24 protein-coding genes are annotated in these 25,894 nt (G+C 63.9%); 13 read left to right on the top strand and 11 right to left on the bottom strand.

The genetic code is table 11. The annotated features are described in order from the left end of the window. Positions 1–281: 281 nt before the first annotated feature. The gene (locus BLR13_RS23765) at positions 282–1,832 is read right to left on the bottom strand and encodes a glycosyltransferase family 39 protein (RefSeq protein WP_074818992.1); all 1,551 of its coding nucleotides are present in this window, start codon (positions 1,830–1,832) and stop codon (positions 282–284) included. Positions 1,833–2,110: 278 nt separating this feature from the next. On the opposite strand from BLR13_RS23765, the gene BLR13_RS23760 reads away from it, so the two are divergent. From BLR13_RS23760 to BLR13_RS23740, 5 genes are all read left to right on the top strand, one after another. Beyond that, positions 2,111–3,853, top strand: coding sequence for an adenylate/guanylate cyclase domain-containing protein (locus tag BLR13_RS23760; protein ID WP_433994228.1), 1,743 nt, complete (start codon positions 2,111–2,113; stop codon positions 3,851–3,853). A gap of 199 nt (positions 3,854–4,052) precedes the next feature. Next, positions 4,053–4,310, top strand: coding sequence for a hypothetical protein (locus tag BLR13_RS23755; RefSeq protein WP_074818995.1), 258 nt, complete (start codon positions 4,053–4,055; stop codon positions 4,308–4,310). A 200-nt stretch (positions 4,311–4,510) separates the two neighbouring features. Continuing rightward, positions 4,511–5,710, top strand: coding sequence for a molybdopterin-dependent oxidoreductase (locus BLR13_RS23750; RefSeq protein ID WP_074818997.1), 1,200 nt, complete (start codon positions 4,511–4,513; stop codon positions 5,708–5,710). Positions 5,711–5,721: 11 nt separating this feature from the next. Then, a complete protein-coding gene (locus BLR13_RS23745; RefSeq protein WP_074831181.1) occupies positions 5,722–6,033 on the top strand; it encodes a sulfite:cytochrome C oxidoreductase subunit B in 312 nt (103 codons plus the stop codon). A 321-nt stretch (positions 6,034–6,354) separates the two neighbouring features. Then, a complete protein-coding gene (locus tag BLR13_RS23740; protein WP_028351035.1) occupies positions 6,355–6,555 on the top strand; it encodes a cold-shock protein in 201 nt (66 codons plus the stop codon). Between the two features lie 207 nt (positions 6,556–6,762). Here the strand turns inward: BLR13_RS23740 and BLR13_RS23735 are convergent, their stop codons facing one another. Next, complete coding sequence (locus BLR13_RS23735; protein ID WP_091976698.1) at positions 6,763–7,365, bottom strand: hypothetical protein; 603 nt, start codon at positions 7,363–7,365, stop codon at positions 6,763–6,765. Positions 7,366–7,521: 156 nt separating this feature from the next. Beyond that, entirely contained in the window at positions 7,522–7,986 is a 465-nt protein-coding gene (locus tag BLR13_RS23730; protein WP_074819001.1) for an Lrp/AsnC ligand binding domain-containing protein, read from the bottom strand. A gap of 107 nt (positions 7,987–8,093) precedes the next feature. Here BLR13_RS23730 and putA point away from each other — a divergent pair, with 107 nt between their 5' ends. The 3 genes from putA to BLR13_RS23715 all read left to right on the top strand — a co-directional run bounded on the left by putA (position 8,094) and on the right by BLR13_RS23715 (position 13,299). Beyond that, positions 8,094–11,105, top strand: coding sequence for a bifunctional proline dehydrogenase/L-glutamate gamma-semialdehyde dehydrogenase PutA (putA, locus tag BLR13_RS23725; RefSeq protein ID WP_074819004.1), 3,012 nt, complete (start codon positions 8,094–8,096; stop codon positions 11,103–11,105). A gap of 314 nt (positions 11,106–11,419) precedes the next feature. After that, positions 11,420–12,625, top strand: a complete 1,206-nt coding sequence (locus BLR13_RS23720; protein ID WP_074819006.1) for a CaiB/BaiF CoA transferase family protein — start codon at positions 11,420–11,422, stop codon at positions 12,623–12,625. Positions 12,626–12,651: 26 nt separating this feature from the next. Continuing rightward, positions 12,652–13,299 (top strand): glutathione S-transferase family protein, encoded by a 648-nt coding sequence (locus BLR13_RS23715; protein WP_074819008.1) that lies wholly within the window; start codon positions 12,652–12,654, stop codon positions 13,297–13,299. Positions 13,300–13,394: 95 nt separating this feature from the next. Here BLR13_RS23715 and BLR13_RS41125 read toward each other — a convergent pair whose 3' ends face one another. The 5 genes from BLR13_RS41125 to BLR13_RS23695 all read right to left on the bottom strand — a co-directional run bounded on the left by BLR13_RS41125 (position 13,395) and on the right by BLR13_RS23695 (position 19,209). Continuing rightward, positions 13,395–13,562, bottom strand: a complete 168-nt coding sequence (locus BLR13_RS41125) for an RnfABCDGE type electron transport complex subunit D (RefSeq protein ID WP_143039684.1) — start codon at positions 13,560–13,562, stop codon at positions 13,395–13,397. 13 nt (positions 13,563–13,575) lie between these two features. Then, positions 13,576–15,006 (bottom strand): MFS transporter, encoded by a 1,431-nt coding sequence (locus tag BLR13_RS23710; protein ID WP_074819011.1) that lies wholly within the window; start codon positions 15,004–15,006, stop codon positions 13,576–13,578. 96 nt (positions 15,007–15,102) lie between these two features. Then, entirely contained in the window at positions 15,103–16,338 is a 1,236-nt protein-coding gene (locus tag BLR13_RS23705; RefSeq protein ID WP_074819014.1) for a flavin-dependent oxidoreductase, read from the bottom strand. 90 nt (positions 16,339–16,428) lie between these two features. Beyond that, positions 16,429–17,970, bottom strand: a complete 1,542-nt coding sequence (locus BLR13_RS23700; protein WP_433994227.1) for a hypothetical protein — start codon at positions 17,968–17,970, stop codon at positions 16,429–16,431. A 219-nt stretch (positions 17,971–18,189) separates the two neighbouring features. Beyond that, the gene (locus tag BLR13_RS23695) at positions 18,190–19,209 is read right to left on the bottom strand and encodes a hypothetical protein (protein WP_074819017.1); all 1,020 of its coding nucleotides are present in this window, start codon (positions 19,207–19,209) and stop codon (positions 18,190–18,192) included. Between the two features lie 248 nt (positions 19,210–19,457). On the opposite strand from BLR13_RS23695, the gene BLR13_RS23690 reads away from it, so the two are divergent. The 3 genes from BLR13_RS23690 to BLR13_RS23680 all read left to right on the top strand — a co-directional run bounded on the left by BLR13_RS23690 (position 19,458) and on the right by BLR13_RS23680 (position 21,431). Then, entirely contained in the window at positions 19,458–19,832 is a 375-nt protein-coding gene (locus BLR13_RS23690; RefSeq protein ID WP_074819019.1) for a Crp/Fnr family transcriptional regulator, read from the top strand. Then, positions 19,829–20,641: an MBL fold metallo-hydrolase gene (locus BLR13_RS23685; protein WP_074819021.1), complete on the top strand. Its 813-nt coding sequence runs from the start codon at positions 19,829–19,831 to the stop codon at positions 20,639–20,641. The genes BLR13_RS23690 and BLR13_RS23685 overlap by 4 nt, the downstream gene beginning before the upstream one ends. Before the next feature lie 175 nt (positions 20,642–20,816). Then, entirely contained in the window at positions 20,817–21,431 is a 615-nt protein-coding gene (locus tag BLR13_RS23680; protein ID WP_074819023.1) for a glutathione S-transferase family protein, read from the top strand. 175 nt (positions 21,432–21,606) lie between these two features. Here BLR13_RS23680 and BLR13_RS23675 read toward each other — a convergent pair whose 3' ends face one another. Genes BLR13_RS23675 through BLR13_RS23665 form a run of 3 tightly spaced genes read right to left on the bottom strand, consistent with a single transcriptional unit; the run spans position 21,607 to position 23,698 of the window. Beyond that, positions 21,607–22,104, bottom strand: a complete 498-nt coding sequence (locus BLR13_RS23675) for a TPM domain-containing protein (RefSeq protein ID WP_074819026.1) — start codon at positions 22,102–22,104, stop codon at positions 21,607–21,609. 28 nt (positions 22,105–22,132) lie between these two features. Continuing rightward, the gene (locus tag BLR13_RS23670) at positions 22,133–23,038 is read right to left on the bottom strand and encodes a TPM domain-containing protein (RefSeq protein ID WP_074819028.1); all 906 of its coding nucleotides are present in this window, start codon (positions 23,036–23,038) and stop codon (positions 22,133–22,135) included. Between the two features lie 33 nt (positions 23,039–23,071). Further along, entirely contained in the window at positions 23,072–23,698 is a 627-nt protein-coding gene (locus tag BLR13_RS23665; protein ID WP_074819031.1) for a LemA family protein, read from the bottom strand. Between the two features lie 185 nt (positions 23,699–23,883). Between BLR13_RS23665 and BLR13_RS23660 the strand changes: the two genes are divergently transcribed. Together BLR13_RS23660 and BLR13_RS23655 are read left to right on the top strand one after the other, a co-directional pair. Further along, positions 23,884–24,735, top strand: a complete 852-nt coding sequence (locus BLR13_RS23660) for an enoyl-CoA hydratase (protein ID WP_074819032.1) — start codon at positions 23,884–23,886, stop codon at positions 24,733–24,735. Positions 24,736–24,754: 19 nt separating this feature from the next. After that, positions 24,755–25,888: an acyl-CoA dehydrogenase family protein gene (locus BLR13_RS23655; protein ID WP_074819034.1), complete on the top strand. Its 1,134-nt coding sequence runs from the start codon at positions 24,755–24,757 to the stop codon at positions 25,886–25,888. Positions 25,889–25,894: the final 6 nt, after the last annotated feature.

Genomic DNA, 25,894 nt, shown 5'->3' with positions numbered 1-25,894 from the left:
TTCCAGCAAAACTCCGGGCGCACCGCGCCGCGAGAACAATCTCCGCTGTCATCGCCCGGCTTGACCGGGCGACCCAGTATTCCAGAGGCGCTAGTGATTGAAACGACAGGCCGCTGCGTACTGGATCCCCCGCATGTGCGGGGGATGACGACTGTGGGACGCTCCTTCCTCCGTCATTGCGAGGAGCGAAGCGATCCATTCTTTCTTTATGCCGTGCGATGGATTGCTTCGCTTCGCTCGCAATGACGGCCTGAGCAAAGCCCATGCACGCCATTTCCGCCCTAAGACGTTGCCCCATCAACTTCCACCGTCCCCGCCAGCACGCGCCACCTGAACAGCGGCGAGTCCGGAGGCGGCGAGAGATCGGGGGTCCAGCCGGTGATTTTTTCCAGCGCGTAGGTATCCATCACGACGCCGCGCCAGCCTCGTTCGACCCGTTCGAGCGTCTGCCGCTTTGCGGTCGTCAGATTCCACAGCGGCAACCGATTGTCCGGTTCGCGTCCGACATAGAGGCCGGTATGGTCCTTGATAACAGCCATGCCGGGATCGCGAAAATCCTGGAACCGGCCGCGCTCGTTGATCTGGACGACGGGCACGCCGCTGCCGTTGAAATACCAGCGCAGCATCGCATAGGTGCGATAATCCGTGGTCGCGATCCAGGTCGCACCGGTCTTCTGCAACTGGTCGCGCGCGCGCTCCACGACCCGCTCGTAACCCGCCTCGCCGCCGACCGGGTCGGCGCGGCCGATGAAATTCCAGGGCGCGGCGACATAGTAGAGGAACACGGCGACGACGAAGGCGATACCGGAAATGACGGCCACCTTCGCCCAAGCGAACGAGGACTTCACCATCCAGTCCGGCCAGCCCTCGCGCGACAGCATGAAGAGGTTGATCGCGGTGGCGGCAAAGCCAGCCGGCCACAGGAACATCGGCCAGGTATCACCGACCCGCAACGTCAGCGACTTCCAGAAGAAATACAGGAAGGGCACCAGCACCGCAGTCGACAGCAGGATCGCGACCGGCTCGCGGCTACGATAGCCGCGCCACGCCGTCAGCGTCACGCCGGACAACACCACCGGCAGCAGCACGAACCCGACCAGGCCGAACTGCAGACCGATGAAGTCGCCGACGGTGCGGAACGACAGTTCATGGTCCGCCACCGCGCGCACGAACTGAAAACGGAACGAGGCCCAGTCATGCTGCGCGTTCCAGATCAATACCGGCAGGAACACCACAACCGCGATCAGCGCCGCCAGCCACGGATAGGGGCTGAGCAGCCAGCGCCGCCGCCAGTCCGGCACCAGCGCGAACGCCAGCACCGCCGGCGCCAGCATCACGGCGGTGAATTTCGACAGCAGCGCCAGGCCGGCGAACAGGCCGGCGGCGAGCCACCAGCGCGGGTTGTCGCTTTCATGGAGCCGCACCAGCGCCCACAGCATCGCTGTCGCAAACGGGATCATCGCCGTGTCCGGCGCCACCTTCGCCATCAGCAGGCCGTAGTAAAGTGCGGCCTCCGGCAGCAGCACCGCGAACACGACGGCGCGAAAATCACGGGTCACCCGCCGGACGATATCAGCCAGCAGCAATTGCGTGACCAGCATCGCGACGATGCCGGAAAACCGCACTCCGAGACTGGTGTCGCCGAAAATAGCGGTGCCGAACCGGATCATCCAGGCGATGCCGGGCGGGTGATCGAGGAAGGAAAGCGCGCTCTCCTTCGACCAGGTCCAGTAATAGGCCTCGTCGGTGCGCAGCTCCATGACGCCGGCATAGACCATCCGCATCACGGTCAGCACGGCGATCAGCCCCACCACGCCGAGCCATGGCGGCATGGCAGGACGGGCCGGTTTCACCGGGCTGTTGTCGGGCGGGGCAATCGTCACGGCGCTTTCTCCTCGACTCCTCGGGGGGTGTCAACGTGCGGTGGCGGAAAATACGTCCCGTCGTCCCGGCGAAGGCCGGGACCCATAACCACAGGCCGTGATAAGGAGAAACGGCTCGGGCCACAGCCTGGATTGATGGGCCGCGGAGTATGGGTCCCGGCGTTCGCCGGGACGACAATTAAGAGTACGTGATGGAATTAAACACCGTTATCGCCGATATCTAATCCATGGATCGCATGCCCACCTTGAACCGCGAGCAGCTCGTGACCTTCATCCGCGGCATCAGCCTCCGGCAGGTCCGCCTCGTCAGCGGCGTCATCCTGCTCGCTTATCTGGTCAGCCATTTTCTCAACCACGCGCTCGGCAATATCTCGATGAAGGCGCTGGCGATCGGCGTCCATTTCCACGTCCTGTTCTGGCAATTCCTGCCGGTTGCGATCGTGTTCTACACCGCCTGCTTCGTGCACACTGCGCTCGGCATCTGGGCGCTGTACGAGCGCCGGCAGTTTCGCTGGAAGGCGATCGAGCCGATCCAGCTCGTGCTCGGCCTGAGCATCCCGGCGATGGTGGTCGCGCATATTGTCGGGGTGCGGCTCGGCCAGGCGCTGTACGGCCACGAAAAGCTCTACCCGCAGGTATTCTTCGCGTACTGGATCTCGACGCCCTACAAGGCCTGGATGCTGACCGCCGTCATGATCGTCTCGTGGGTTCACGCCTGCATCGGCCTGCACTTCTGGCTGCGGATGAAGCCGTTCTACCAGAAAGCCGCGCCGTATCTGCTGGCGGCCGCTATACTGGTTCCGACGCTCGCGCTGCTCGGCCTTTATCAGGGCGGGCGAAACGTCATGGACAGCGACAGCCTCGAATGGCGGGAGGAAAATGTGTCGCCACGCACGATGGGCACCCGGGCCCAGGCGCAAGTGCTCGATCGCATCACGGATTATTTCCTGATCGGCTATCTCGGCCTGATCGGCTTCGTGCTGCTCGCCAGAGGCGCTCGCGCCGTTCACGAACGCCGCGGCGGCATGATCAATCTGTCCTACGGCAACGGCCGGACCGTGCGGGTGCCGCGGGGACTGACCGTGCTCGAAGCCAGCCTGCGCAACAACGTCCCCCATGCCAGCGTCTGCGGCGGCCGCGCGCGCTGCTCGACCTGCCGCATCCGCATCATCGGCGACTGCAGCGCGCTGCCCGAACCGTCGCAGCGCGAGGCGTTCGTGCTCGGGCGGGTCGGCACCACGGATCCGTCGATCCGCCTCGCCTGCCAGTTGCGACCGGCAACCGACCTCTCCTTCTTCCAGCTGTTCCTGCCGCACACCACATCGGCCAGTGCGCATGCGTCGAATCCTGCACGGATCGGCCAGGAGCGCTATCTCGTCAGCATGTTCGTCGACATGCGCGGTTCGACCAAACTGGCGGAGAAGCGGCTGCCGTTCGACACCGTGTTCATCGTCAACCGCTTCCTCGGCGCGGTGTCGCAGGCGGTGATCGAGAGCGGCGGCAGGCCGAACCAGTTCATCGGCGACGGCATGCTGGCGCTGTTCGGCCTTTCCTCGAGCCGTCAGGAAGCCTGCCGCCAGGCCTTGAAGGCGGCAACCTTGATCGCGGCCAATGTCGACGAGCTGAATAAATTTCTCGCGCACGACCTGCGCGAGCCGATCCGCTTCGGCATCGGCATTCACGGCGGCGAGGTGATCGTCGGCGACATCGGCTACCGCGACCACATGGTATTCACCGCGCTCGGTGACGCCGTCAATGTCGCGGCGCGGCTGCAGGACATGACCAAGGGTCTTGCCTGCGAGGCCGTCATCTCCGACGAGGTTCGCGCCACCGCGGGTGTCGCTGCCGACGCGCTGCCGCAGCAGCAGGTCGAGATCCGCGGACGCAACGAGCCGATGGTCGTGCGCACCGTCGCTGATACGCGGACGCTGGCGGCGCTGCTCGGCGGCGAGCAAAGCGCCGCCGCTTAGCATCGCTTCGCCAGGCGTGGCGCGAAGCGAGCGTGATCTATCTCACACCTGAACGGATATTCAGAAAATTGTCAGCGAATTCAAAGGCGTTTCCTCGAACCCGGTTTCCGGCGCGTACGACTGATGGGCGTTGGTGAGACTGAGACTGAAACCCGCGCCGAGACGAAACGATCAACGCGCACATCGAAGGAGAACGACCATGCTTAGCAAAGTAACGCTCGCACTTGTTGCCGCCGCTTCCCTCAGCGCCATGGCGCTGGCTCCCACTGCCGCTTCGGCGGGACCGTGGGGCGGCGGATGGGGTGGTGGCTGGGGCGGTGGCTTCCATCACCACCACCGGGGCCATGGCTTCGGCATCGGCTTCATCGGTGGCGGCGACGACGGCTGCTACGTGACCCGCCCGGTGATGACGCCATTCGGCTATCGCTACCGCACCATCAACGTCTGCGGTTACTGATACAACGCCGTTCGCCTTGCTCGGAAGCCCCGGTCGCTCACGTCAGCGGCCGGGGCTTTCCGTTGAACCTTGTTTGCAACACTAATGTGACATGCTCACTCCGAAAGCAGCAATTGACTCCGCCTCCTCCGATGCGACAACTTCGCATCGATGAGTCTGGTGATGACCGGCTCAACAGAAGAAGCTTCGGAGGAAGCACGATGCTCGATCGACGAGAATTGCTGAAGCGCGCCGGTATGGCGGCGCTGGTGACCGGCCTTGGTTCACAACGGGCGTTCGCGCTCGATACCGTGACACTGCCATTCGACAATGGCGAACGGCCGCTGGTGCGATACCCGCAGAAGCGCCCGATGATCGGCCTGACGGAGCGGCCGCCGCAGCTCGAAACCCCGTTCGCCATCTTCAACGACGGCGCGATCACGCCCAACAACGCGTTCTTCGTCCGCTACCACCTGGCCGACGTGCCCTACGACATCGATCCGGACAAGTTCACGCTCGAGATCAAGGGCAAGGTCGATCGCCCGCTCAAACTCTCGTTGAAAGACATCAAGAAGCTGAAGGCCGTCGAACTGGTCGCGGTCAACCAGTGCTCCGGCAACAGCCGCGGCTTCTCGACGCCGCGGGTTGCCGGCGGGCAATTGGCCAACGGCGCCATGGGCAATGCGCGCTGGCGCGGCGTGCCGCTGAAGGCCGTGCTCGATATGGCCGGCGTGCAGCAGGGCGCCAAGCAGGTCACCTTCAACGGCATGGATGGTCCGGTCAGCGACAGGACGCCCGATTTCGTCAAGGCGCTCGACATCGACCACGCCCGTGACGGCGAAGTGATGCTGGCCTATGGCATGAACGGCGACGACCTGCCGCTCCTGAACGGCTTCCCGCTGCGCCTCGTGGTGCCCGGCTATTACGGCACCTACTGGGTCAAGCATCTCAACGAAATCACCGTCATCGACAATGTGTTCGAGGGCTTCTGGATGAAATCCGCCTACCGGATTCCGGATACGCCCAACAACAGCGTCGAGCCCGGCACGGCACCGAAGGCGACGATTCCGATCAACCGGTTCACGGTTCGCTCGTTCATCACCAACGTCACCGATGGCGCCAAGCTGAAGCCGGGCTCCACCACGCTGAAGGGCATCGCCTTCGACGGCGGCAAGGGCATCAAGGAAGTCGCCGTCTCCACCGACGGCGGCAAGACCTGGACGCCGGCGAAGCTCGGCAAGGATCTCGGCAAATATTCGTTCCGCGAATGGAAGCTGCCGGTCAAGCTCGCGGCCGGTGCTTACGAACTCAAGGTGCGCGCCACCGGCAATGGCGGCGACGTGCAGCCGATGACGCCGTTCTGGAATCCGGCCGGCTATCTGCGCAACGTCGTCGAAACCGTTCGCGTCACGGCGGCATGAGGGGAATGATCATGCGATACCGGATCCTTCTCGCCCTCACCGTCACGGCAAGCCTCGGCTTCGCCGCCGCCTTTGCTGCCCCGGTCGGCTACCAGCTTCCCGAGGAAACCGCCGCCTTCAAGCCCGGCGCGGGTCTCGAGGTGGCGCAGGGCAACTGCACCGCCTGCCACTCCGCCGATTACATCAGGACCCAGCCGCGCGGCGAAAAATTCAAGAAGGATTTCTGGGCCGCCGAAGTCACCAAGATGATCAAGGTCTACGGCGCGCCGATAGACGACGCGGATGTCGGCAAGATCGTCGATTATCTCGCCGCCAACTACTAAGGCGACGGGCCCCGGAGGACTCGGCACTTTGCGGAAATCGCCGGCCTCGGCAGGCGGGTCGTCGGGGGCCCGCGACCCCGCCCCTCGCTCTGCGGGTGAAAGCGGAAAGGCTCGCCCCGCCGCGATTTCGCCGCGTCAAATGACCGTGAATCCGGCAAAACGGCGGAAATGCGGTGCAACATGCCGCTTTTTTGCCGAAACGGCGATGCCGTTTGCGCTACCCAGTCCGCCACAACCCGCGTATCCTGATGCCTCGGGCAGGCCGGTATGTGCGGGGACCGGCGGCTCGTTTTATTTTTTGATTCCGCGGAGACGACGTGAATGGCTAAAGGTACGGTGAAGTGGTTCAACCCGACTAAGGGTTATGGATTCATCCAGCCCAGCAGTGGCGGCAAGGACGTTTTCGTTCATATTTCGGCAGTTGAGAAAGCTGGTCTTTCGACGCTCAATGAAGGGCAGACCGTCGAGTACGAAGAGATCGCCAACCGCGGCAAGACCTCAGCCGAGAACCTCAAGGTTTAGCGCAACAGCGCGTTCGGCAACGGCAGACTCTCGGACGTGATCCGGGAGTTGGGCTGACAAGGATCTCCAGAAAAAACTGTGAGCGTTCGGCGGAGCGGGCACCGCTTTGACGCGCACGCCAATAGGCCAACATTGCCATTCCGTTCTGATCGCATCAGGACGGATTTTTTTTGGGCGGCACGCGCCGAACGAACGCACCAACCGCGTTCAATCCTCCGTCACCCATTTCTGCACCGTCATGACATCGGGCGGCTGCAGATAGCCGCGCGGCCAGAGGTCGACGACCCATTCGATCTTGGTGGCGCGGTCGAGCAGCACCGCGGTGTTGTGCGGCGTCTGCAGCACCAGCGTATTGCCGCGATAATGCGGATCGCCGACGGTGTGGAACTTGAGGAGGTGCCACTCCTGCAGCACCAGCAACAGGCTGGTGGTGTTGCGGGTGGTGTCCCAGCAATCGTAATTGTGCTTGTCGTCGAAGTAGCGGAAATCCGCTTTGGCCACCCGCTTGTTGGTGCCGATGATCGGTCCCATGCGGCGGTCGAACCACACCACCGCTCTCTGCACCGCCGCGCGCTCGGCCGCAGCCGACGCGTGCCCTGCATTCAGTATCTGCGTCAGCGCGGCGCGATCGCCCGCCGTGAAATTGAGGATCTCGCGGCGCCGGCAGACGAAGCCGTAGCAGACCGTCATCGATGTGGCCGACGGCGGATAGATCGACACCGTGCTGTAGAGCGCCGCGACCTCGCGGCTCATCTCGGACGCCTCTGCCGTCGGCGCGCCCAGCAACACGGCGAGAACGACGCAAAGCATCGCGCCTGGCCTGACGTGTGTCTGATTTCCAAATGTCGGAGGACCGGCGTCTCGCATCATTCCTGTTATTCCCAAGTGACGGCGTGATCGAGAATTAGCGCGGCGCCGTCGCGCTGCCAATATGCATGACCAACGCCTGTGGATCACGTCCCGGTGTTAGCCGACCGGCAGCGGCGCGTCGCGCTTGATCTCCTCCATCACGGCGTAGGTTCGCGTCTCGCGCACGCCCGGCAGCGCCAGCAAACTCTCGCCGAGGAACCGGCGATAGGCCGTCATGTCGGCGACCCGGGCTTTCACCAGATAATCGAAGCCACCCGCCACCATGTGGCACTCCAGTACTTCGGGCGCGGCCTGCACCGCCTTGGCGAAGCGCGCGAAGATGTCGGGCGTGGTCTTGTCGAGCATCACCTCGACGAACACCAGCAACCCGAGGCCCAGCCGGTGCGGATTGAGCCGGGCGCCATAGCCCTCGACAAAGCCGTCGCGCTGCAACCGCTTCAGCCGCTCGCCGATCGAGGTCGGCGACAGCCCGATCCGCTCCGCCAACTCGACATTGGCGATGCGGCCATCCCCTTGAAGGATAGAGAGGATTTTGCGGTCTATCTTGTCTATTTCGGTCATTTATCCGGCAAGTCTGAGTATCGTCGACAATTTCTAAGGGAAAATGACGAATTTGTCTATCGAACTACGGTTCACTCGGCAGTAGATTTCACCCAGCCGGGAATCAGATGCCGAACGATCAATCGCCATTGCCGCCCTTCAGCGCGCCCTACGCGCCCGATGACCGCACGATCGCAGCCGGCCTGCTTGAGACTGCGCGGTTTGATGCGGCCGGAGAACAGCGCGTGGACCACACGGCGACGCGGCTGATCGAGGCAATCCGGGCCAATGACGATCCGCTCGGCGGCGTCGAGGACATGCTGCGCGAGTTCGCACTGTCGACCAAAGAGGGGCTGGCGCTGATGGTGCTCGCCGAAGCCCTGCTGCGGGTCCCCGACGCCCGCACGGCCGACCAGTTCATCGAGGACAAGCTCGGCCAGGGCGATTTCGTCCATCACGAGACCCGATCCAGCGCCTTTCTCGTCAATGCCTCGGCATGGGCGCTCGGGATGTCGGCGCGCGTGATCCAGCCCGGCGAGACCCCGCAGGGAACCATCGGCCGGCTGACCAAGCGGCTCGGCGCGCCGGCGGTGCGCGCCGCGACACGCCAGGCGATGCGGCTGATGGGCAATCATTTCGTGCTCGGCGAGACCATCGAGGCTGCGCTGGCACGCGCGCAGCCGCATTCGTCGCGGCACCGGCGCTATTCCTTCGACATGCTCGGCGAAGGCGCGCGCACGGCCGCGGATGCGGCGCGTTATCAAAATTCCTACGCCAGCGCGATCGAGGCGATCGGCCGGATGGTCGGTGAAGGGTCCCTGCCCGACCGGCCCGGCATCTCGGTCAAACTTTCCGCGTTGCATCCGCGCTTCGAGGCCGTGAGCCGCGCGCGGGTGATCACCGAACTGGTCCCGCGCCTGATTGATCTCGCGCGACAAGCCAAGGCGCATGATCTGAATTTTACCGTCGATGCCGAAGAAGCCGATCGGCTGGAACTCTCGCTCGACGTGATCACCGCGGCGTTTCGTGATCCATCGCTGGCGGGCTGGGATGGTTTCGGGCTGGCGATCCAGGCCTATCAGAAGCGCGCATCCGCCGCGATCGGCTATGTCGATGATCTCGCGCGCCGCCTGAACCGGCGGATGATGGTGCGCCTCGTCAAGGGCGCCTATTGGGACACCGAGATCAAGCGCGCGCAGGAACGCGGCCTCGACGGCTATCCGGTGTTCACCCGCAAGGCGATGACGGATTTGAACTACGTCGGCTGCGCACGGCAATTGCTGGCGCTGCGGCCGCGGCTGTTTCCGCAATTCGCCACCCACAACGCGCTGACCGTCGCAACCGTCCTCGAACTGGCCGGTGGCGAAAGCGGATTCGAGTTCCAGCGGCTGCATGGCATGGGCGAAGCGCTCTATGCAAAACTTGCCGAAGATCGCCCCGAGATCGCCTGTCGGACTTACGCGCCGGTCGGCAGCCATCGCGATCTGCTCGCCTATCTGGTGCGGCGGCTGCTCGAGAATGGCGCCAACTCCTCCTTTGTTGCGCTGGCCGCCGACGAGGCCGTGCCCGTGACGGCCTTGCTGCGGCGCCCGGCCGATATCATCGGCAGTGCTGACCATGCCGGGCATCCCAACATCCCGCTGCCTCGCGATCTCTACCGGCCGCGGCGGACAAACTCGCGCGGGCTGGAGTTCGGCGAGCGCGCGGCGCTCGACGCGCTCGTTGCGGCGGTCGCCGCGGAGCCGTTGCCCGCCGCAGCACGCGGCGTCGATGCGACACCGGAAGAGGCGAATGCGGCGATATCAGCGGCGCGCGTCGGGTTCGAGAACTGGAGCCGAACGCCGGCCGGAACGCGCGCATCTGCTCTTGAAAGAGCCGCCGATCTGCTCGAGCAACGCGCCGCGCATTTCATGGCGCTGCTGCAACGCGAGGGCGGCAAGACGCTGGACGATGCGCAGTCGGAAGTCCGCGAGGCCGTCGATTTCTGCCGCTACTACGCCGCGGAAGGCCGCGGGCAGTTCGGCGACAGCAAGGCGATGCCGGGCCCGACCGGGGAGAGCAATGTGCTCAGGTTGCGCGGCCGCGGCGTCTTCGCCGCGATATCGCCGTGGAATTTTCCGCTGGCAATCTTCTCAGGCCAAATCGCGGCGGCGTTGATGGCCGGCAATGCCGTCGTGGCAAAACCCGCCGAACAGACGCCGCTGATTGCGGCGGAAGCCGTGAGTCTGCTCCATGAAGCTGGCGTGCCGTCGTCCGCGCTGCATCTCGTGCAGGGCGATGGCCGGATCGGCGCCGCGCTGGTGGCGCATGCCGACATCGCCGGCGTGGTCTTCACCGGCTCGACCGAGGTCGCGCGCACGATCAACCGCGCGCTCGCCGCCAAGGATGGGCCGATCGTGCCGCTGATCGCGGAAACCGGCGGCATCAATGCGATGATCGTCGACGCCACCGCGCTGCCCGAGCAGGTCGCCGACGACGTCGTGACCTCAGCGTTCCGTTCGGCCGGCCAGCGCTGCTCGGCGCTGCGGCTGCTGTTCCTGCAGGACGACGTCGCCGACCGCATGATCGAGATGATCGCGGGCGCAGCGCACGAATTGCGCATCGGCGACCCCGGCGATCCCGCAACGCATATCGGACCGGTGATCGACGTCGAGGCCAAGCAGCGGCTGGATGCGCACATCGCGCGCATGAAGACGGAAGCACGGACTCATTTCGCGGGCATCGCGCCGCCCGGCAATTACGTCGCCCCGCATATTTTCGAACTGTCCGATGCCGACCAACTCACCGAGGAAATATTCGGCCCGGTGCTGCACGTCGTGCGCTACCGCGCCGACCGGCTCGACCAAATACTGCAATCGATCGAGCGCTCCGGCTTCGGGCTGACGCTCGGCATCCATTCGCGGATCGACGATATGGTCGAGGCCGTGATCGACCGGCTTTCCGTCGGCAACATCTATGTCAACCGTAACATGATCGGCGCGGTCGTCGGTGTGCAGCCGTTCGGCGGCCACGGTCTGTCAGGCACCGGCCCCAAGGCCGGCGGCCCGCATTATCTGGCGCGATTTGCGACGGAACAAACGGTGACGATCAACACCGCCGCGGCCGGTGGCAATGCAGCCCTGCTGGCGGGCGGGGAGTAGGCACGTCGTCCACAGCTCCTACACCCTCCCCTGGAGGGGGAGGGTCGACGAGCATCGCAAGATGCTCGGCGGGGTGGGGTGACGGTCTCTCCTCACAAACAGTGCCCGAGTTGAGAGATCACCCCACCCCGTCTCGCATTTCGCTACGCTCAATGCGAGCCGACCCACGAGCGAGCTTCGCTCGTCTCGGACCCCTCCAGGGGAGGGTAAGAGCCCCGTTGCATCATCCCCCTGACATGGTTCAAATGGCGTTTGAACCGGATCGCTCATCGCGATAGTCAAACAAAACCAACAAACGTCACGGGAGCGGCGCCATGGAAAAAGGTATTTTTGAAGGCCTGAAGGTTCTGGACTGCGCGAGCTTTATCGCAGCCCCCGCGGCCGCCACCGTGCTGTCGGATTTCGGCGCCGACGTCATCAAGATCGAGCCTCCCGGCGCCGGCGATCCCTATCGCAATCTGCCGAATTTGCCGGGCTATCCCCAGAGCGAACATAATTTTGCGTGGATGCTGGAAGCCCGCAACAAGCGCAGCCTCGCGCTCGACCTTTCAAAGCCCGAGGGCCAGGCCGTGCTGCACAAGCTCGCAGCCGAAGCCGACGTCTTCATCACCAATTATCCGCCGCAGGTGCGCGAACGGCTTGGAATTACCCACGCCCATCTGGCGCCGACGAACGAGCGGCTGATCTATGCCTCGTTTACCGGCTACGGCGAAAAGGGCGAGGAAGCCAACAAGCCCGGCTTCGACTCTAACGCCTATTGGGCGCGCTCGGGCCTGATGGACCTGGTGCGCGCGGACGAACACACCACGCCGGCGCGGTCGATCGCCGGCATGGGTGATCATCCCTGCGCGATGGCGTTTTACGGCGCGATCGTGACCGCGCTCTACAAGCGCGAGCGCACCGGGAAGGGTTCGCATGTGTCTTCGAACCTGATGGCGAACGGCGTCTGGGCCGCCTCCGTGCTGGCGCAGGCCAAGTTGGTCGGCGCGAAATTCGGCGAACGGCGTCCGCGCGAGCGTGCGCTGAACGCGGTCACCAATCACTACCAGTGCAAGGATGGACGCTGGCTCATTCTGTCGCTGCTCAACGAGGACAAGCAATGGCCGACGCTGGCGCGCATCCTCGGCCGCGAGGATCTGGTCACCGATCCCCGCTTTGAGACCAAGAAGGAACGCCATGCGCGGTCGCTGGAGCTGATCAAGATCTTTGACGAGACCTTCGCGACCAAAGACCTTTCCGAATGGCGCAAGATCCTCGACGGCAACGGGCTGGTGTTCGGCGTGGTCGGCATTCTCGACGACATTCCGCACGACAAGCAGATGATCGAGAACGAGGTGCTGGTGCCGTTCGAGAACGATACCATGATGACGATCAGCAGTCCGATCTGGGTCGACGGCAGCAAGAAGGTGCAGCCGCGCAAGCCGCCCGGCCTCGGCGAGCATAGCGACGAGATCTTGCGCAACGCCGGCTATGACGAAGCCGCGATCAAGAACTTGCGGGCGACCGGCGCGGTCGCCTGACCGCGCCGCTCGGAGAAAGATCGATCATGCCCACCTATCGCCTGCATTATTTCCCGGAGTCGGGAAACAGCTACAAGCTCGCCTTGATGCTGACGCTGTGCGGCGAGCGCTTCGAACCGGTGTGGACCGATTTCGCCGGCGGCGTCACGCGGACGCCGGAATGGCGGCGCGACGTCAACGAGATGGGTGAAATTCCGGTGCTGGAGGTGGACGGCGAGCGCCACACCCAGACCGCGCCGATCTTGCTGCAGCTCGCCAAGCAATATGGCCGGTTCGGCGGCGAGACCGAGCCGGAACAGTTCGACCTGTTGCGCTGGCTGTTCTGGGACAATCACAAGCTGACCGGCTATATGGCGACCTATCGCTATTACCGCGCGTTCACGCCGACGCCGGACCAGCATGTGCTGAACCATTTTCGCCGTCGGCTCGACGACTTCCTGTCGATTCTCGAAGCGCATATGCAGAAGAACGCATTCGCCATCGGCGAACGGCCGACGATCGCGGATATTTCCATGATGGCCTATCTGCATTATCCCGCCGACGAGACCGGATACGACCTGGCGGCGAGCCATCCCGCGATCAGCGCCTGGCTCGGGCGGATGGCGCAATTGCCGGGCTGGAAGTCTGCCTATGAGCTGCTGCCCGGCAAGCGAATGACGCATTACGCCAAGTAAGCGCTTCATAGCGTTTTCGAGCGAACCATGCCCTCGGATTTGATCCGTGGGTGGACGCCGGTTCGCGTAAAGAAAACGCGTCAAAACCAGGTCACTCAGCGGCCGAGCCATCCCCAGGCAATGGCAAATACGATCACGCCGGCAATGACCGCGACCGCGATCGCCCAGGTGCTGACGCGGACGTTGCTTGCCGTCTCGCGCCTGGCTTCATTCTCCGCGATCTCGCGATTGCGGTCCTTGTTCTCCTGGTCGGAAGAGCTCATCGCCGGTCCCCGCTCAGTTCGCTGCTGCTGCCGTGCGCAGCCTAGCATTAATCGATGACGGCTGGTCGGCGCCTTTGCCGCCGCCCATGCCGGCGAGCCGGCTGAGCGAGAAGGCCGCCAGCGCCGCGCACATGGCGGCCGTTGCGGCCGCCATGAAGACCGATCCGGTGCTCCATTTCGCCGTCAACAGCGCGCCGCCGACCAGCGGCCCGACAATCGACCCGACCCGGCCGATGCCCAGCGCCCAACCGACGCCGGTCGCCCTGACGGAGGTGGGATAGAATCCCGCCGCCAGCGCATTGGCGGCAATCTGGCCGCCGACGATACAGAACCCGGCCGCGAAGATCGCCGCCGTCACCAGCGCGACGGAGTGGCCGAGCTGGCCGATCGCGCCGATCGCGAATACGGCGACAAAATACACCAGCGCCAGCGCGCGGAACGAAAAGCGGTCGATGATGCTGCCGAGCGCGAAGGTTCCAACCACGCCGCCGACCTGCAGCATCGACCCGATCAGGGCGGCCGAGGACACCGAGGCGCCGAGATCGTTGAGCACGGTCGGCAGCCAGTTCGACAGAAAATAAAGATCGAGCAGGCTCATGAAGAACACCACCCACAGCAACAGCGTGGGCAACATTCGCCCTTCCCGGAACAGATGCAGCACCGGCATCCCGGCGAGTTGCGGCTCGTGCACGACGAATTTCGTTGCGGCCGTGAAACCGGCGTTGCGATCGATCTGCCCGAGCAGTTCGGCAACGCGGGCCGGCGCCCGCCCGGTGAGCGCAAGGAAGCGCACGGATTCCGGCAACCGCCGCGCCAGGATGGGCACCAGCAACAGCGGTGCTATGCCGCCGACGGCGAACACCGAGCGCCAGCCGAATTGCGGGATCAGTGCGGCCGCAAGCAGGCCGCCGAGTGCGGCGCCGATCGAGAAGCCGCAGAACATGACCATCACCATGGTGGCGCGGCGACGGTGCGGACTGAACTCGGATGTCATCGCTACCGCATTCGGCATCGCGCCGCCGAGACCGAGACCGGTCAGAAAGCGGATCGCCAGCAGCGTGTTGACGTCGCCGATGAAAGCCGTCGCGAGCGTGCCGATGCCGAAGGCCAGCGTCGAGAAGATGATGATCTTCTTGCGTCCGATGCGGTCGGCCAGCGGCCCGAACACCAGCGCGCCGATCATCAGGCCGAACAGTCCGGCGCTGAACACCGGCCCGAGTGCTGCCTTGCTCAGGCCCCACTCCTTGGCAAGCGCCGGCGCGACATAGCCGATCGCCTGGGTGTCGAAGCCGTCGAGAAACAGCACCGCGGCACAGGTCAGCAACAATTTGATCTGGAAACCGCCGACCGGCTGCCGGTCGATAAAGCCGGCGACATCGACAGACGATGCGCCGGCGACATCGACAAGCGATGCGCCGTCACCTTGCCCCTGAGAAACCGCCATGCTGTTTTCTCCCCCAAAGCGCCGGACTGCGGTTCTTGCCGACCGCCTTGCCTCAACCTAGCTCGAATTCAATGACCGCGGCAGGATTTTCCCTACTCACCCGCGCAAGGCTTCCTTCGAATAGCCCGCAATCCGCTTGTAGCCTTCGGACAGCCCGACAAGTTCCTCGCGACTGATGACGTCCTCGATCGTCTTGAACGGCTGGTCCCCGGTGCGTTCGAACACTTCGCGCAGGATCGCATCCGGGGGATTGGTGCGGTTGGTGAGCACGATCCGCGTGGTGGCTTCGAGCCGCTGGCTTTCGTAAGCCGCAAGCGCTGCTACCGGATCCGCATGCTCGCGCAAAGCCGTCGTGAGCGCGCGCGCATCCAGGATCGCCTGGCCGGCACCGTTGGAACCACGCGGCACCATCGGATGCGCAGCATCGCCGAGCAGCGTTATCCGGCCAAAGCTCCAGCGCGGCAGCGGATCCTGATCGACCATCGGGAATTCCAGCACATGATCGGCGGCGCGAATGAAGGCTGGCACATCGAGCCACTCGAATTGCCAATCGGAAAAGGCGCCGATGAAATCGTCGAGCGAGCCGGACCGGTTCCAGTCGCGCTTGCGATAGACTGGCGTTTCAATTTCGGCGACCCAGTTGATCAATTGCTTGCCGTCGGCGCCCGCCGGACGGATCGGATAGATCACCATCTTGCCGTGCGACATCCAGCCGGCACGCACCATGCTGGCGCCCGACAGCATCGGTTTCCAGGGGGTCACGCCGCGCCACATGTTGATGCCGGAATATCGCGGTTCGCCTTCGTCGGGATAGAACTGCTTGCGAACCGCGGAATTGATCCCATCGCAGGCGATCGCCGCCCGGCCGTGTACGGTGGAACGGTTTGAGCCGCCCGGTCCGTCGCAGAACGTCACGGCGACGCCGGCCGCATCCTGCGCGACGCCGACGCAATGCTGGTTGGTCAGCAGCCTGTCGCCCCCGGCGCGCGCGACAAAGGCATCAAGCAAGACGCGCTGCAGGTCGCCGCGGTGAATGGAGAATTGCGGATGATCGTAACCCGCCATGCGGCCAAGCGGCTCCTGGTAGATCAACTGGCCGAAGCGATTGAAGAAGGTCGCATCGGTAGTCGCGATCGCAACTTGGGCCAGCGCGCGCTCGAGGCCGAGCGCGGCCAATTCCTTGGTCGCATGCGGCAGCAGGTTGATGCCGACACCCACGGCCTTGATCTCGGCGGCGGACTCGAAGATGCGGCAGGGAATTCCGGCTTGATGCAGCGCCAGTCCGAGCGTCAGCCCGCCGATGCCTGCGCCGACGATAATGACCTCGTCCATATTTCCTTCCCGCGAAATAAATTATTGGCCGGATGAAACATGATTAGTAAGCCTACTGTCAATTGTGCCGAGGCTCCAAAGCGGCCGTTTCTAGTGGCTTTTGACGAAGCACATGCCCATCCGCGAGGCCTTGCCGGCGGGCTGGCAGGCCAAGCCCTCGGCGCAGTTCCAGGAATTGAAGCTGCGGTCGTTGTCGGCGGTCTTTGGGCTTCGGGCATAGCAATGTGCGCCCCAGCCGTCGCCATATTCGGTGCCGGCGAGTTCGGTGCTGCCGCGCCATTGCGGGCGGCTGGAGAAGCCCCGGGAATAATCCGGCGGCCGGCCGTCGCGCAGCGCGGTGAGGATATCGCGGCGCCGGACCTGGTCGCCGAAGAAATGCGGCGATGCCGGCACCACGGTTGAATTCGACGGCTTGGCCGCCATCCAGTCGACGCCGGGGAAATGGAAACCGCCGATGCCGCGGGTCTGGTGGCAGCCGGAGCAGGTGATGTCGTTCAGCCGCCGCTCAAAACCTCCGACCGAGCGGATGTTTTGCAATGTCACGCCGTCAGCCGATGCCTTTCGCAGGGCCGCCACGATGTCGGCCTCGGCGAATACGGGATTGTCGACTGCACCCTCGCCTTGCACCAGACCGAACTCCGGCTGCAATTCCGATGGGTCGAAGCCAGCAGGTGTCGGCGCAATCGCGCCATGCGCGAGGAATTTTTCCGGGATCACGGCAACACCGCGATCGAACGCGACGAGATGCTTCGGATCGAGCAGCCACGCCTTGAATTCGCGTCCGAGGCTGTCATCGGCCAGAATGCGATCGCGGTCGATCTGGTTTTCCATCGGCGCTTCCTGAAACAGGTGCGCCTGCGGATCGTAGCGAAACACCTTCAGGAGATAATCGGTGCGAAAATCGCGGACCGCCGATTTCGGCGCATGCGCAATCTGAAGATTGGTTTCGATGCGATCGATATTGGCGTAGCTGATCAGGTCGAGCGGCCCGTCCTTTGCCAGCAGCTTGGCGGTGAGTTCGGTACCCGTCAGCGCCAGATCGCCTGCGGCGAGCCAGCGTCTTGCGATGTCGGAACATGTTATTGCCTGACCTTCAACCCTGGCCTTGAGCACGAGGTTCAGCGTCATCGGTAGCCGCGGCGACACGGCATTGTCGCCGACGTTCGGCTCGTCCGTTCGTGTCAACCGGTAGATCAGCCGGATCTCACCACAGTCGGCTTCCCCGACATAGGCGCGGTCCATCCGGTTGACGATTCCCGCCAGCACGAACCGCGTCTCGGAAGAATCGAGCAATGCCCGGTCGAACAGCTGGAAATCAAAACCGTCGCCGACGCCGATCGTCTCGTTCGGCAGGCTTGTCTGGTGTCTCGCCACGTAACGTTCGAACTCGCCGTCGAGGGCCCGCCGGACCGGCAGCATCGCCGGCAACGCGAAAAGCTGGCTGTCCGCGAGCGGAATATTCGCCGACCGCTCCGGCAGCAGCATGCGGCCGATGCCAAATTGGCCGCGGTCGAGTTCGCGCAACGCCGCGGGATCGATGATGGCGGTGCCACGCTCCAGCGCCGCGGCCCGTGCGGAGCGATCCGGCACTACGCCGGCGAGCAGAAATAGAGCGATGAGAAGGTAGCGCACGCGCAAGCCGTATCCTGATCAATGCCGCCGTCGCAACGCCGCCAGCAGGCGTCGTTAGGGCGTGTTGTGTTCAGGAAATTAGCCTGATAGCGCCTCGGTTGTCTTGCGACAATCGGGATGCAATTTCACGTGAGAGTGAGGGAATAATTTTGATCGGGCGAATGATCACCGATCCGCAACGATCCTCGGGCCGCGCCCGAGAATTTCGCGGTCCATGCATCAACGCGAGATCAGGCCCCTGCTGGTCACGACCACCCATTTGCCATCCTGCTTGCGAATGGCATCGACGCGGCCGAGACCGGGGACGGGATCGCCGGCATAGACTTCAAAGACGCCCTGGCGGCCTTCGATCAGCGCGCCGCCATTGGCGACGTCACGCAGCACCCAGCCTTCCACCCTCGGCAACCTTGCGAAGTCGGGCTTGGGCGGAGCAGCCGCGGCAGCAGCAACCGCAGCCGGCTGCGACACCGAACCCGTGACGTCCCTCGCGGGAGCCGCCGGCGCGGCGGCGGCGACCGGGGCCGGCGCCGGTGCGGCGCGGAGCTTGTCGACGGCTTCGCTGAGCTTGGCGAGTTTCGCGGCGGGTTCGGCCTGCGCCTTCTCGACCTTGTCGAGGCGGTCACTGGTCTTGTTGAACTGGCCGGTCGCCAACTTCGAGGTGTGCTCGACGCCGGCTTTCAGCGCGACGATATCGGCATCGATCCGCGCAATCGAGGCTTCCAGCGCGCTGGCGTTCGCAGCCGCGGAATCCCCGCTCATCAGATGCCCGAAACCCGTGGTCGCCAGGGCGCCGCCCAGCGCCCCCGCAACCGTCGCCAGTGCCACCACGGCGGCCATGGCCGACATCCGGCGCTTGCCGGGCGATCCCTCGCCCGATGCCGCTTCAGCCTTCGCATCGGCGCCAACGCGCTCGCCCGGCGACATGATCATCATCTTGCCGGGCATTTGCGGCGTCTCCGGCTTGACGGCGTCCACCTTCGGAACTTCCACCTTGATCGCCTCGACCTTGGGGGCGTCTACCCTGGGGACGTCCACCTTGAACGGCTCGACCTTGGGCATTTCGGCCTTGAGCGCCTCCGCCTTGGATGTATCGGCCTTGGGCGAAGTCTCTTCCTGCTCGGGTGCGAGCCTCGGGGACTCGACCTCGGCCGTCACCGGCACGGACATATCGGAGGCGGCCACCCCGGCGCCAACGGTTCCGGTTTCAGCGCTGATCGGCTCGGACTTGAGATCGCTCACATCAAATACTCCAGGATTGGTTGACCTTTTGGTAACTTTTATTGCTTGCGAAATCGTTACCGGCCGCCGGCTTACCGAAATTTTAGGGAGTCATCCGGGCCGGTTTTGTGGCCGCAAGGCGGCGGCAGCGCGGCCGGCGCCATCCAGCCCCTTGCCATGCTGCCCTGCGGCAATCCCGGCAGTGCCGTTTGCGCCGGCTGGTTTACCGACTAACATGCCACCACCAGCCAGAAGGCAGGGAGCGCGCCGTGGCGATCGAGAAATGCATCAACGAGTTTGATGTCAATGACGTCATTTTTGAGGAAGGCTCGACCGGGCGCGAGCTGTTCGTGGTGCTCGAAGGCCAGGTCGAGATCGCCAAGGTCGGCAGCGCCGGCAAGACCGTCATTGTGACGCTCGGCAAGGGCGAGTTCTTCGGCGAAATGGCCGTAATCGACGGCTCGTCGCGCTCGGCGACCGCGATTGCCGCCGCCCCCCATACCCGCGTGATGCGGATCAACCATGCCCGCTTCGTCTACCTGGTCAGCCAGCAGCCGGCGTTTGCGCTGATGATCATGGATGCGCTGTCCAAGCGGTTGCGGGCCTCGAACGCCGTCAACTTCAAAGCCGCGGCCGCTCCATGAGCGACCGCAAGCCGAGCCCGTTCAAGACCCTGCTCGACAATGAGGTCTGCACGCTGATCGAGGCGGCCGCGGACGTCTATCAGATCCGTTTCAAGAACCGCGCGGCGAACGCCTATCTGGTGCGCGGCAGTTCGCGCACCATCATGATCGACGTCGGGCTGTCGTCGAACTATCCGCATCTGCTGACCTGCCTCAACCATGTCGGAGTGAAACCCGAAGACATCGACATGGTGGTGCTGAGCCACGAGCATCTCGATCACATCGGTGCGGCCTTTCATTTTTCAGGACGCACCTTCATCGCCGCGCACCGGCTCGCCGCCAACAAGATCATGCTGCGCGACGATTTCTCGATGCTTCGAAAAATGTTCAACGAGCCGAACGTGCCGATCAATGTCGACATCTGGCTTGAAGAGGGCAATCTGATCGACCTCGGCAATTTCCGCCTCAACGTGATGCACACGCCCGGCCACACCTCGGCCTGCATCACGCTGTTTGACCAGGACAAGGGATTGCTGTTCGCCGCCGACACGCTGATGCCCGGTGGCGTGATGGGCGGGGTGTTCGGCTCCGGCAGCATCGCCGACTACATCCAGTCGCTGGAGCGGCTCAAGGGCCTGAACTCAAAGATCCTGCTGTCCGGCCACGGCCGGCTGTCGGATACGCCGCAGGACGACGTCCGGATCGCGATCCAGCGTTCGCACACGCTGCTGTCGGACACCGCGCAACTGTTCGACGCGCTGGATGCGCGCTCGAATTTCGAACCGATCATGCAGTCGGTGCGCGACCTCAACAAGCTCGACGACGGCTAGCGCGCGATCGCGATTTTCCGGATTTATTCCCGCCCGGCGCCGATTTTTCGCGTGATGCTGAATCACATTCGGCGAAGCAAAACGTGTGAACCTCCCATTTGACAAATGCCGCGGCGGCCTGTTCAAAAGCAGCCAATAAACCGCGCCATCAAAAAACAACGGGAGAGAATGCACCATGAAGCTCTACGACTCGATCGGACCGAACCCGCGCGTTGTCCGCATGTTCATGGCGGAAAAAGGCGTCGAAATGCCTCGGCAGGCGGTCGATCTGCGCAAGGGCGAGAATCGCGAAGCCGAGCATTTGAAGCGCAATCCGCACGGCCAGATGCCGACGCTCGAACTCGACGATGGGCACTATCTCTCCGAGATCACCGCGATCTGCGAATATCTCGAAGAGAAGAATCCGAAGCCCGCGATGATCGGGGCAACCGCGGAAGAACGCGCCGAGTGCCGGATGTGGACGCGCCGCGTCGATCTCAATATTTGCGAGCACCTCGGCAACGGCTACCGGTTCGGCGAAGGCCTCAAGTTCTTCCAGAGCCGCATCCCCTGCGCGCCGGAGGCGTCGCCCGGCCTCAAGATGATCGCCGCCAACCGCCTGCAATGGCTCGACGGACAGATGGCCGACGGCAGGGAATACATCTGCGGCAAGCGCTTCACGCTGGCGGACATCCTGCTCTATTGCTGGCTCGAATTCGCCAGCCAGGTCGGCCAGCCGGTGGACACCACCAATGCCCATATCGTGGCGTGGATGGCGCGTGTTGGCGAAAGGCCTTCGGCGAGGGCGTAGGCCTCTCTATTCGTCATTGCGAGCCAACGGGTCCGGCCTCTGGCCGGCCCGATGACAGGCTCCGCGAAGCAATCCATCTTGCGGCACGAAGGAAGAATGGATTGCTTCGTCGCTTCCCCCCCTTGCACAAACGCTTCGCGTTTGTTGCAGGCAATGACGTGGAGAGTAAAGCGCCCTAAATCACCACCGGCGCATCCGGCAGCTCGTTGGGGCCCGGGCCCTGCTTCGGAAAATGCGCCGCCAGTTCGCGCGACACCGCTTCGATCCCCTTGATCGCGCCGGCTTCGAAATTCCTGGCCCTGAAATCGGCTTCCATTGCGGTACAGATTTTCTCCCAGCCGGCAGTGCCGACCTTGGCATCGATGCCGCGGTCGGCGACGATCTCGACATTGCGGTCGGCGAGCAGGAGATAGATCAGCACGCCGTTGTTATGGGCGGTGTCCCAGATCCGCAATTGACCGAAGATATCGAGCGCCCGGTCGTGCGCCGACTGGTCGCGGAACAGCGGCGCGCCGTCGAGTGCGCCTTCCACCACGAAACGCACCTGGCCGGAATGCGTGGTTTCGCCGGCCTTGATCGCGGCTTCGATCGCAGCCAGCACGGCAGGCGGAAAATATCGCCGCTGCCACCAGCGATGATGCAGCAGATGCTTGCCGATGCGCGCAATGCCCATGTTACCAGCTCTCTCTACCAGCTACCAGCTACCAGCTACCGGATGCGCCGCCGCCGCCGAAACTGCCGCCTCCGCCGCTGAAACTGCCACTGTCGCTGCTGCTGCTCGAACTGCCGCCGGACCACGAGCCGCCGCTGCCGCCCGACCAGCTCCCGCCGCGCCCACGCGGCGATGGCGCAGTGATGGCGTCGCTAAACATCACAAGCATCGACGTCACAATACCTGAGAGAAGCGCCGCGACCATCGAGCCAAAGAAGAACCAGGCGATCAGCGCCACCAGACCGCCGGCGACACCCGATCCGACCAGGCGGCCCAGCACGCTCCGTATCGCGCCGCCGAACAGCAATACGGGAATGATCAGGAACGGGTTGAATAGATAGCTCGGATCGAACGAGTGCGCCGACGGCTGCCAGTGCGGCGGCTCCGGCGCCGGCAATTGTTCGCCATTGATAATCCGGATCATCCGGTCGATGCCGGCGGAAACGCCGCCGGCGAAATCGCCGGCCTTGAACTTCGGCGTGATATCTTCGTCGATGATGCGCTTGGACGTGACGTCGGTCAGCGAACCCTCGAGGCCGTAGCCGACCTCGATCCGCAAATGGCGATCGTTCTTGGCGATCACCAGCAGCGCGCCGTCGTCAATTTTCTTGCGACCGATCTTCCAGGCCTCTGCGACCCGGATCGAAAACTGCTCGATCGCCTCGCCGTCGGTCGTCGGCACGATCAGGACCGCGATCTGGCTGCCCTTTCGGGTCTCAAGATCCTTTAACGTCTGCGTTAGAGACGCGATATCGCCGGCGCCAAGCGTGCCGGTCTGATCGACCACGCGCCCTGACAGCGGCGGCACCGCGACCGTGGCGCGTGCGAAATCGCAGGGGAGTGCGAACGCCCAGCACAGCAGCAACGCAAGAAGGGAAGCTCTCGCAGCATTCATCGCGATTTGTCTGTTGCCGGCACTTTGGATCGACTATTTCGAGGACGCGGCAGGTGCCGCCGGTGCTGGCGTCGGATTGAAATCCACCTTCGGCGCCGTCGAGATTTCCTTCTCGTTCTCGACCGCGAAGTTCGGCTTTTCCTTGTAGCCGAACACCATCGCCGTCAGATTGTTCGGGAAGGTGCGGATACCGACATTATAGTCCTGCACCGACTTGATGTAGCGGTTGCGCGCCACCGTGATGCGGTTCTCGGTGCCTTCGAGCTGCGACATCAGGTCACGAAACAACGTATCGGATTTGAGCTGCGGATAGTTTTCGGTCACGACCAATAGTCGCGACAGCGCGCTGGAAAGTTCACCCTGGGCGGCCTGGAATTTCTGGAAGGCGGCCGGATCGTTCAGCACTTCCGGCGTCGCCTGGATGCTGCCGACCTTGGCGCGGGCGTTGGTGACGCCAAGCAGCACGTCTTTTTCCTGCTGGGCGAAACCCTTCACCGAATTGACGAGGTTGGGCACCAGATCGGCGCGGCGCTGGTACTGGTTGACCACCTCCGACCAGTTCGCCTTGACGTGCTCGTCATTGGTCTGGATCGCGTTGTAGCCGCAATTGGTCAGGCTCAAGGTCGCCAGCGCCGCCAGCACGGTCCATAATCTGCGCATCGAAATTCTCCCGGTAAATCTGCCGCGAGCATACCAGATCGATGTGAAGGCCCATACTCTAACTTCGTCATTCCGGGATGGTCCGAAGAACCAGACCGGAATGACGCGGTTGTGGTGATTCAAGCCTCTTGCCTATCATTCGCTGAGACCACAACATGGCCGGATAACAATAAAGGGAGGGCCGATTGACCGCTTATGAAACCATCGTCGTGGAGCGGCCGGAGCCTGGCATCGCGCGGGTCGTGATGAACCGGCCCGAGGCGCGCAACGCCCAAAACCTGCAAATGACCTACGATCTCAACGCGGCCTTCGACGAAGCCGTTCAGGACGACGCGGTCAAGGTCATCATTCTCGCCGGCAACGGGCCGCATTTCTCGGCCGGGCACGATCTGCGCCCCGGGGCCAAGAATACCGCCGGCGTCGATTTTCCGCCGGTCGGAAATTGGGGTGGCTTCGCCGAACCCAATGCCCATGGCCGCTTCGCCCGCGAGCAGGAAACCTATCTGCAGATGACCCGGCGCTGGCGCAACCTGGCCAAGCCGACGATCGCTGAAGTGCACGGCAAGTGCATCGCCGGCGGCCTGATGCTGGCCTGGGCCTGCGACCTCATCGTCGCCAGTGCCGATGCTGAATTCTGCGATCCCGTTGTCACGATGGGCGTCTGCGGCGTCGAGTGGTTCGTTCATCCCTGGGAACTCGGTCCGCGCAAGGCCAAGGAATTACTGTTCACCGCCGACGTCTGGAACGCCGAGGAAGCGCATCGGCTCGGCATGGTCAACCACGTCGTGCCGCACGACGAGCTTTCTTCGTTCGTGATGACGCTGGCGCAGCGGATCGCGGCAAAGCCCGCGTTTGCGCTCAAGCTGACCAAGGAAGCGGTCAATCGCTCGATCGACGTCATGGGACAGCCCGCAGCGATCGAGCAGGCGTTCGCGCTGCACCAGCTCTGCCACGCGCATAATCTGCAGGAATTCGGAATGGTGGTGGATCCCGCGGGCCTCCATCCCTCCGTCAGGAAACCGGCACAGCCCTTATAAGAGAAGCAAAGCAGATCAGATGGACCTTACCTTGAGCGACGAGCAGCGGATGCTGCGCGAAAGCGCCGACCGCTTTGTCACCGAAACCTACAATGCCGACCATCGCAAGCGATCGGCGAACGATCCGCGCGGCTTCAGCGCCGATATCTGGAAACAGTTCGCCGACTTGGGCTGGCTCGCACTGCCGATCAGGGAAGACCATGGCGGATTTGGCGGCGGCGCCATCGAGATCGGCATCCTGATGGAAGCATTCGGACGCGGCCTCGTCTCCGAGCCTTATCTGTCGACCGTCGTGATCGGCGCGGCGCTGATCGCGGAATGCGGCTCTGAGGCGCAGAAGCAGGCGCTGCTGCCACAGATCGCCGACGGTTCGCTTTACCTCGCCTTCGCGCATTCGGAGCGGCAGGCGCGCTTCGATCTGGCCGACGTCAAGACCACGGCAAAGAAGACGCCGGATGGCTGGCGTCTCGATGGCCACAAGACCGCCGTGCTCGACGGCCACGCCGCCGGACAGATCATCGTCTCCGCCCGCGTCGACGACGGCAAACTCTGCCTGTTTCTGGTGCCGCAAGGTGCGCCCGGGCTCACCTCACGCGACTTCCCGCGGCTTGGCGGCGGCCGCGCCTGCAACCTCGACCTCAGGGACGTGCGGGTGCCGGCAGATGCCCTGCTCGGCGACGGCAGCGATGCATTGCCGGCGATCGAAAGCGTGGTCGACCGCGCCATGGCGGCACTCGGCGCCGAAGCCGTCGGCATCATGCAGACCCTGCTCGACCAGACGCTCGAATACACCAAGATTCGAAAGCAGTTCGGACGGCCGCTGTCGGCCAACCAGGTGATCCGCCACCGCCTCGCCGACATGGCGATGCAGTGCGACGAGGCCCGCTCGATGGCGCTGCGCGCGGCGCTGATGGCCGACGCCGAACCCCTCGCGCGTGCGCGCGCGGCTTCCGGCGCCAAGGCCAAGATCGGCAAATGCGCAAGATTCGTGGCCGAACAGTCGGTACAGCTTCACGGCGCCATGGGGGTCACCGACGAACTCGACATCGGCTCCTACTTCAAGCGGCTGCTCGCCTTCGACACCTTGTTCGGCGGCAGCGCCCATCATTATCGCCGTTATGCCGCCCTCGGCGGCCGTGCCGTTCAAACCTGATACCGG

This window comes from Bradyrhizobium ottawaense (genome assembly GCF_900099825.1).
Taxonomy (GTDB): domain Bacteria; phylum Pseudomonadota; class Alphaproteobacteria; order Rhizobiales; family Xanthobacteraceae; genus Bradyrhizobium; species Bradyrhizobium ottawaense_A.
This window is presented reverse-complemented; position numbering and strand designations above follow the sequence as displayed.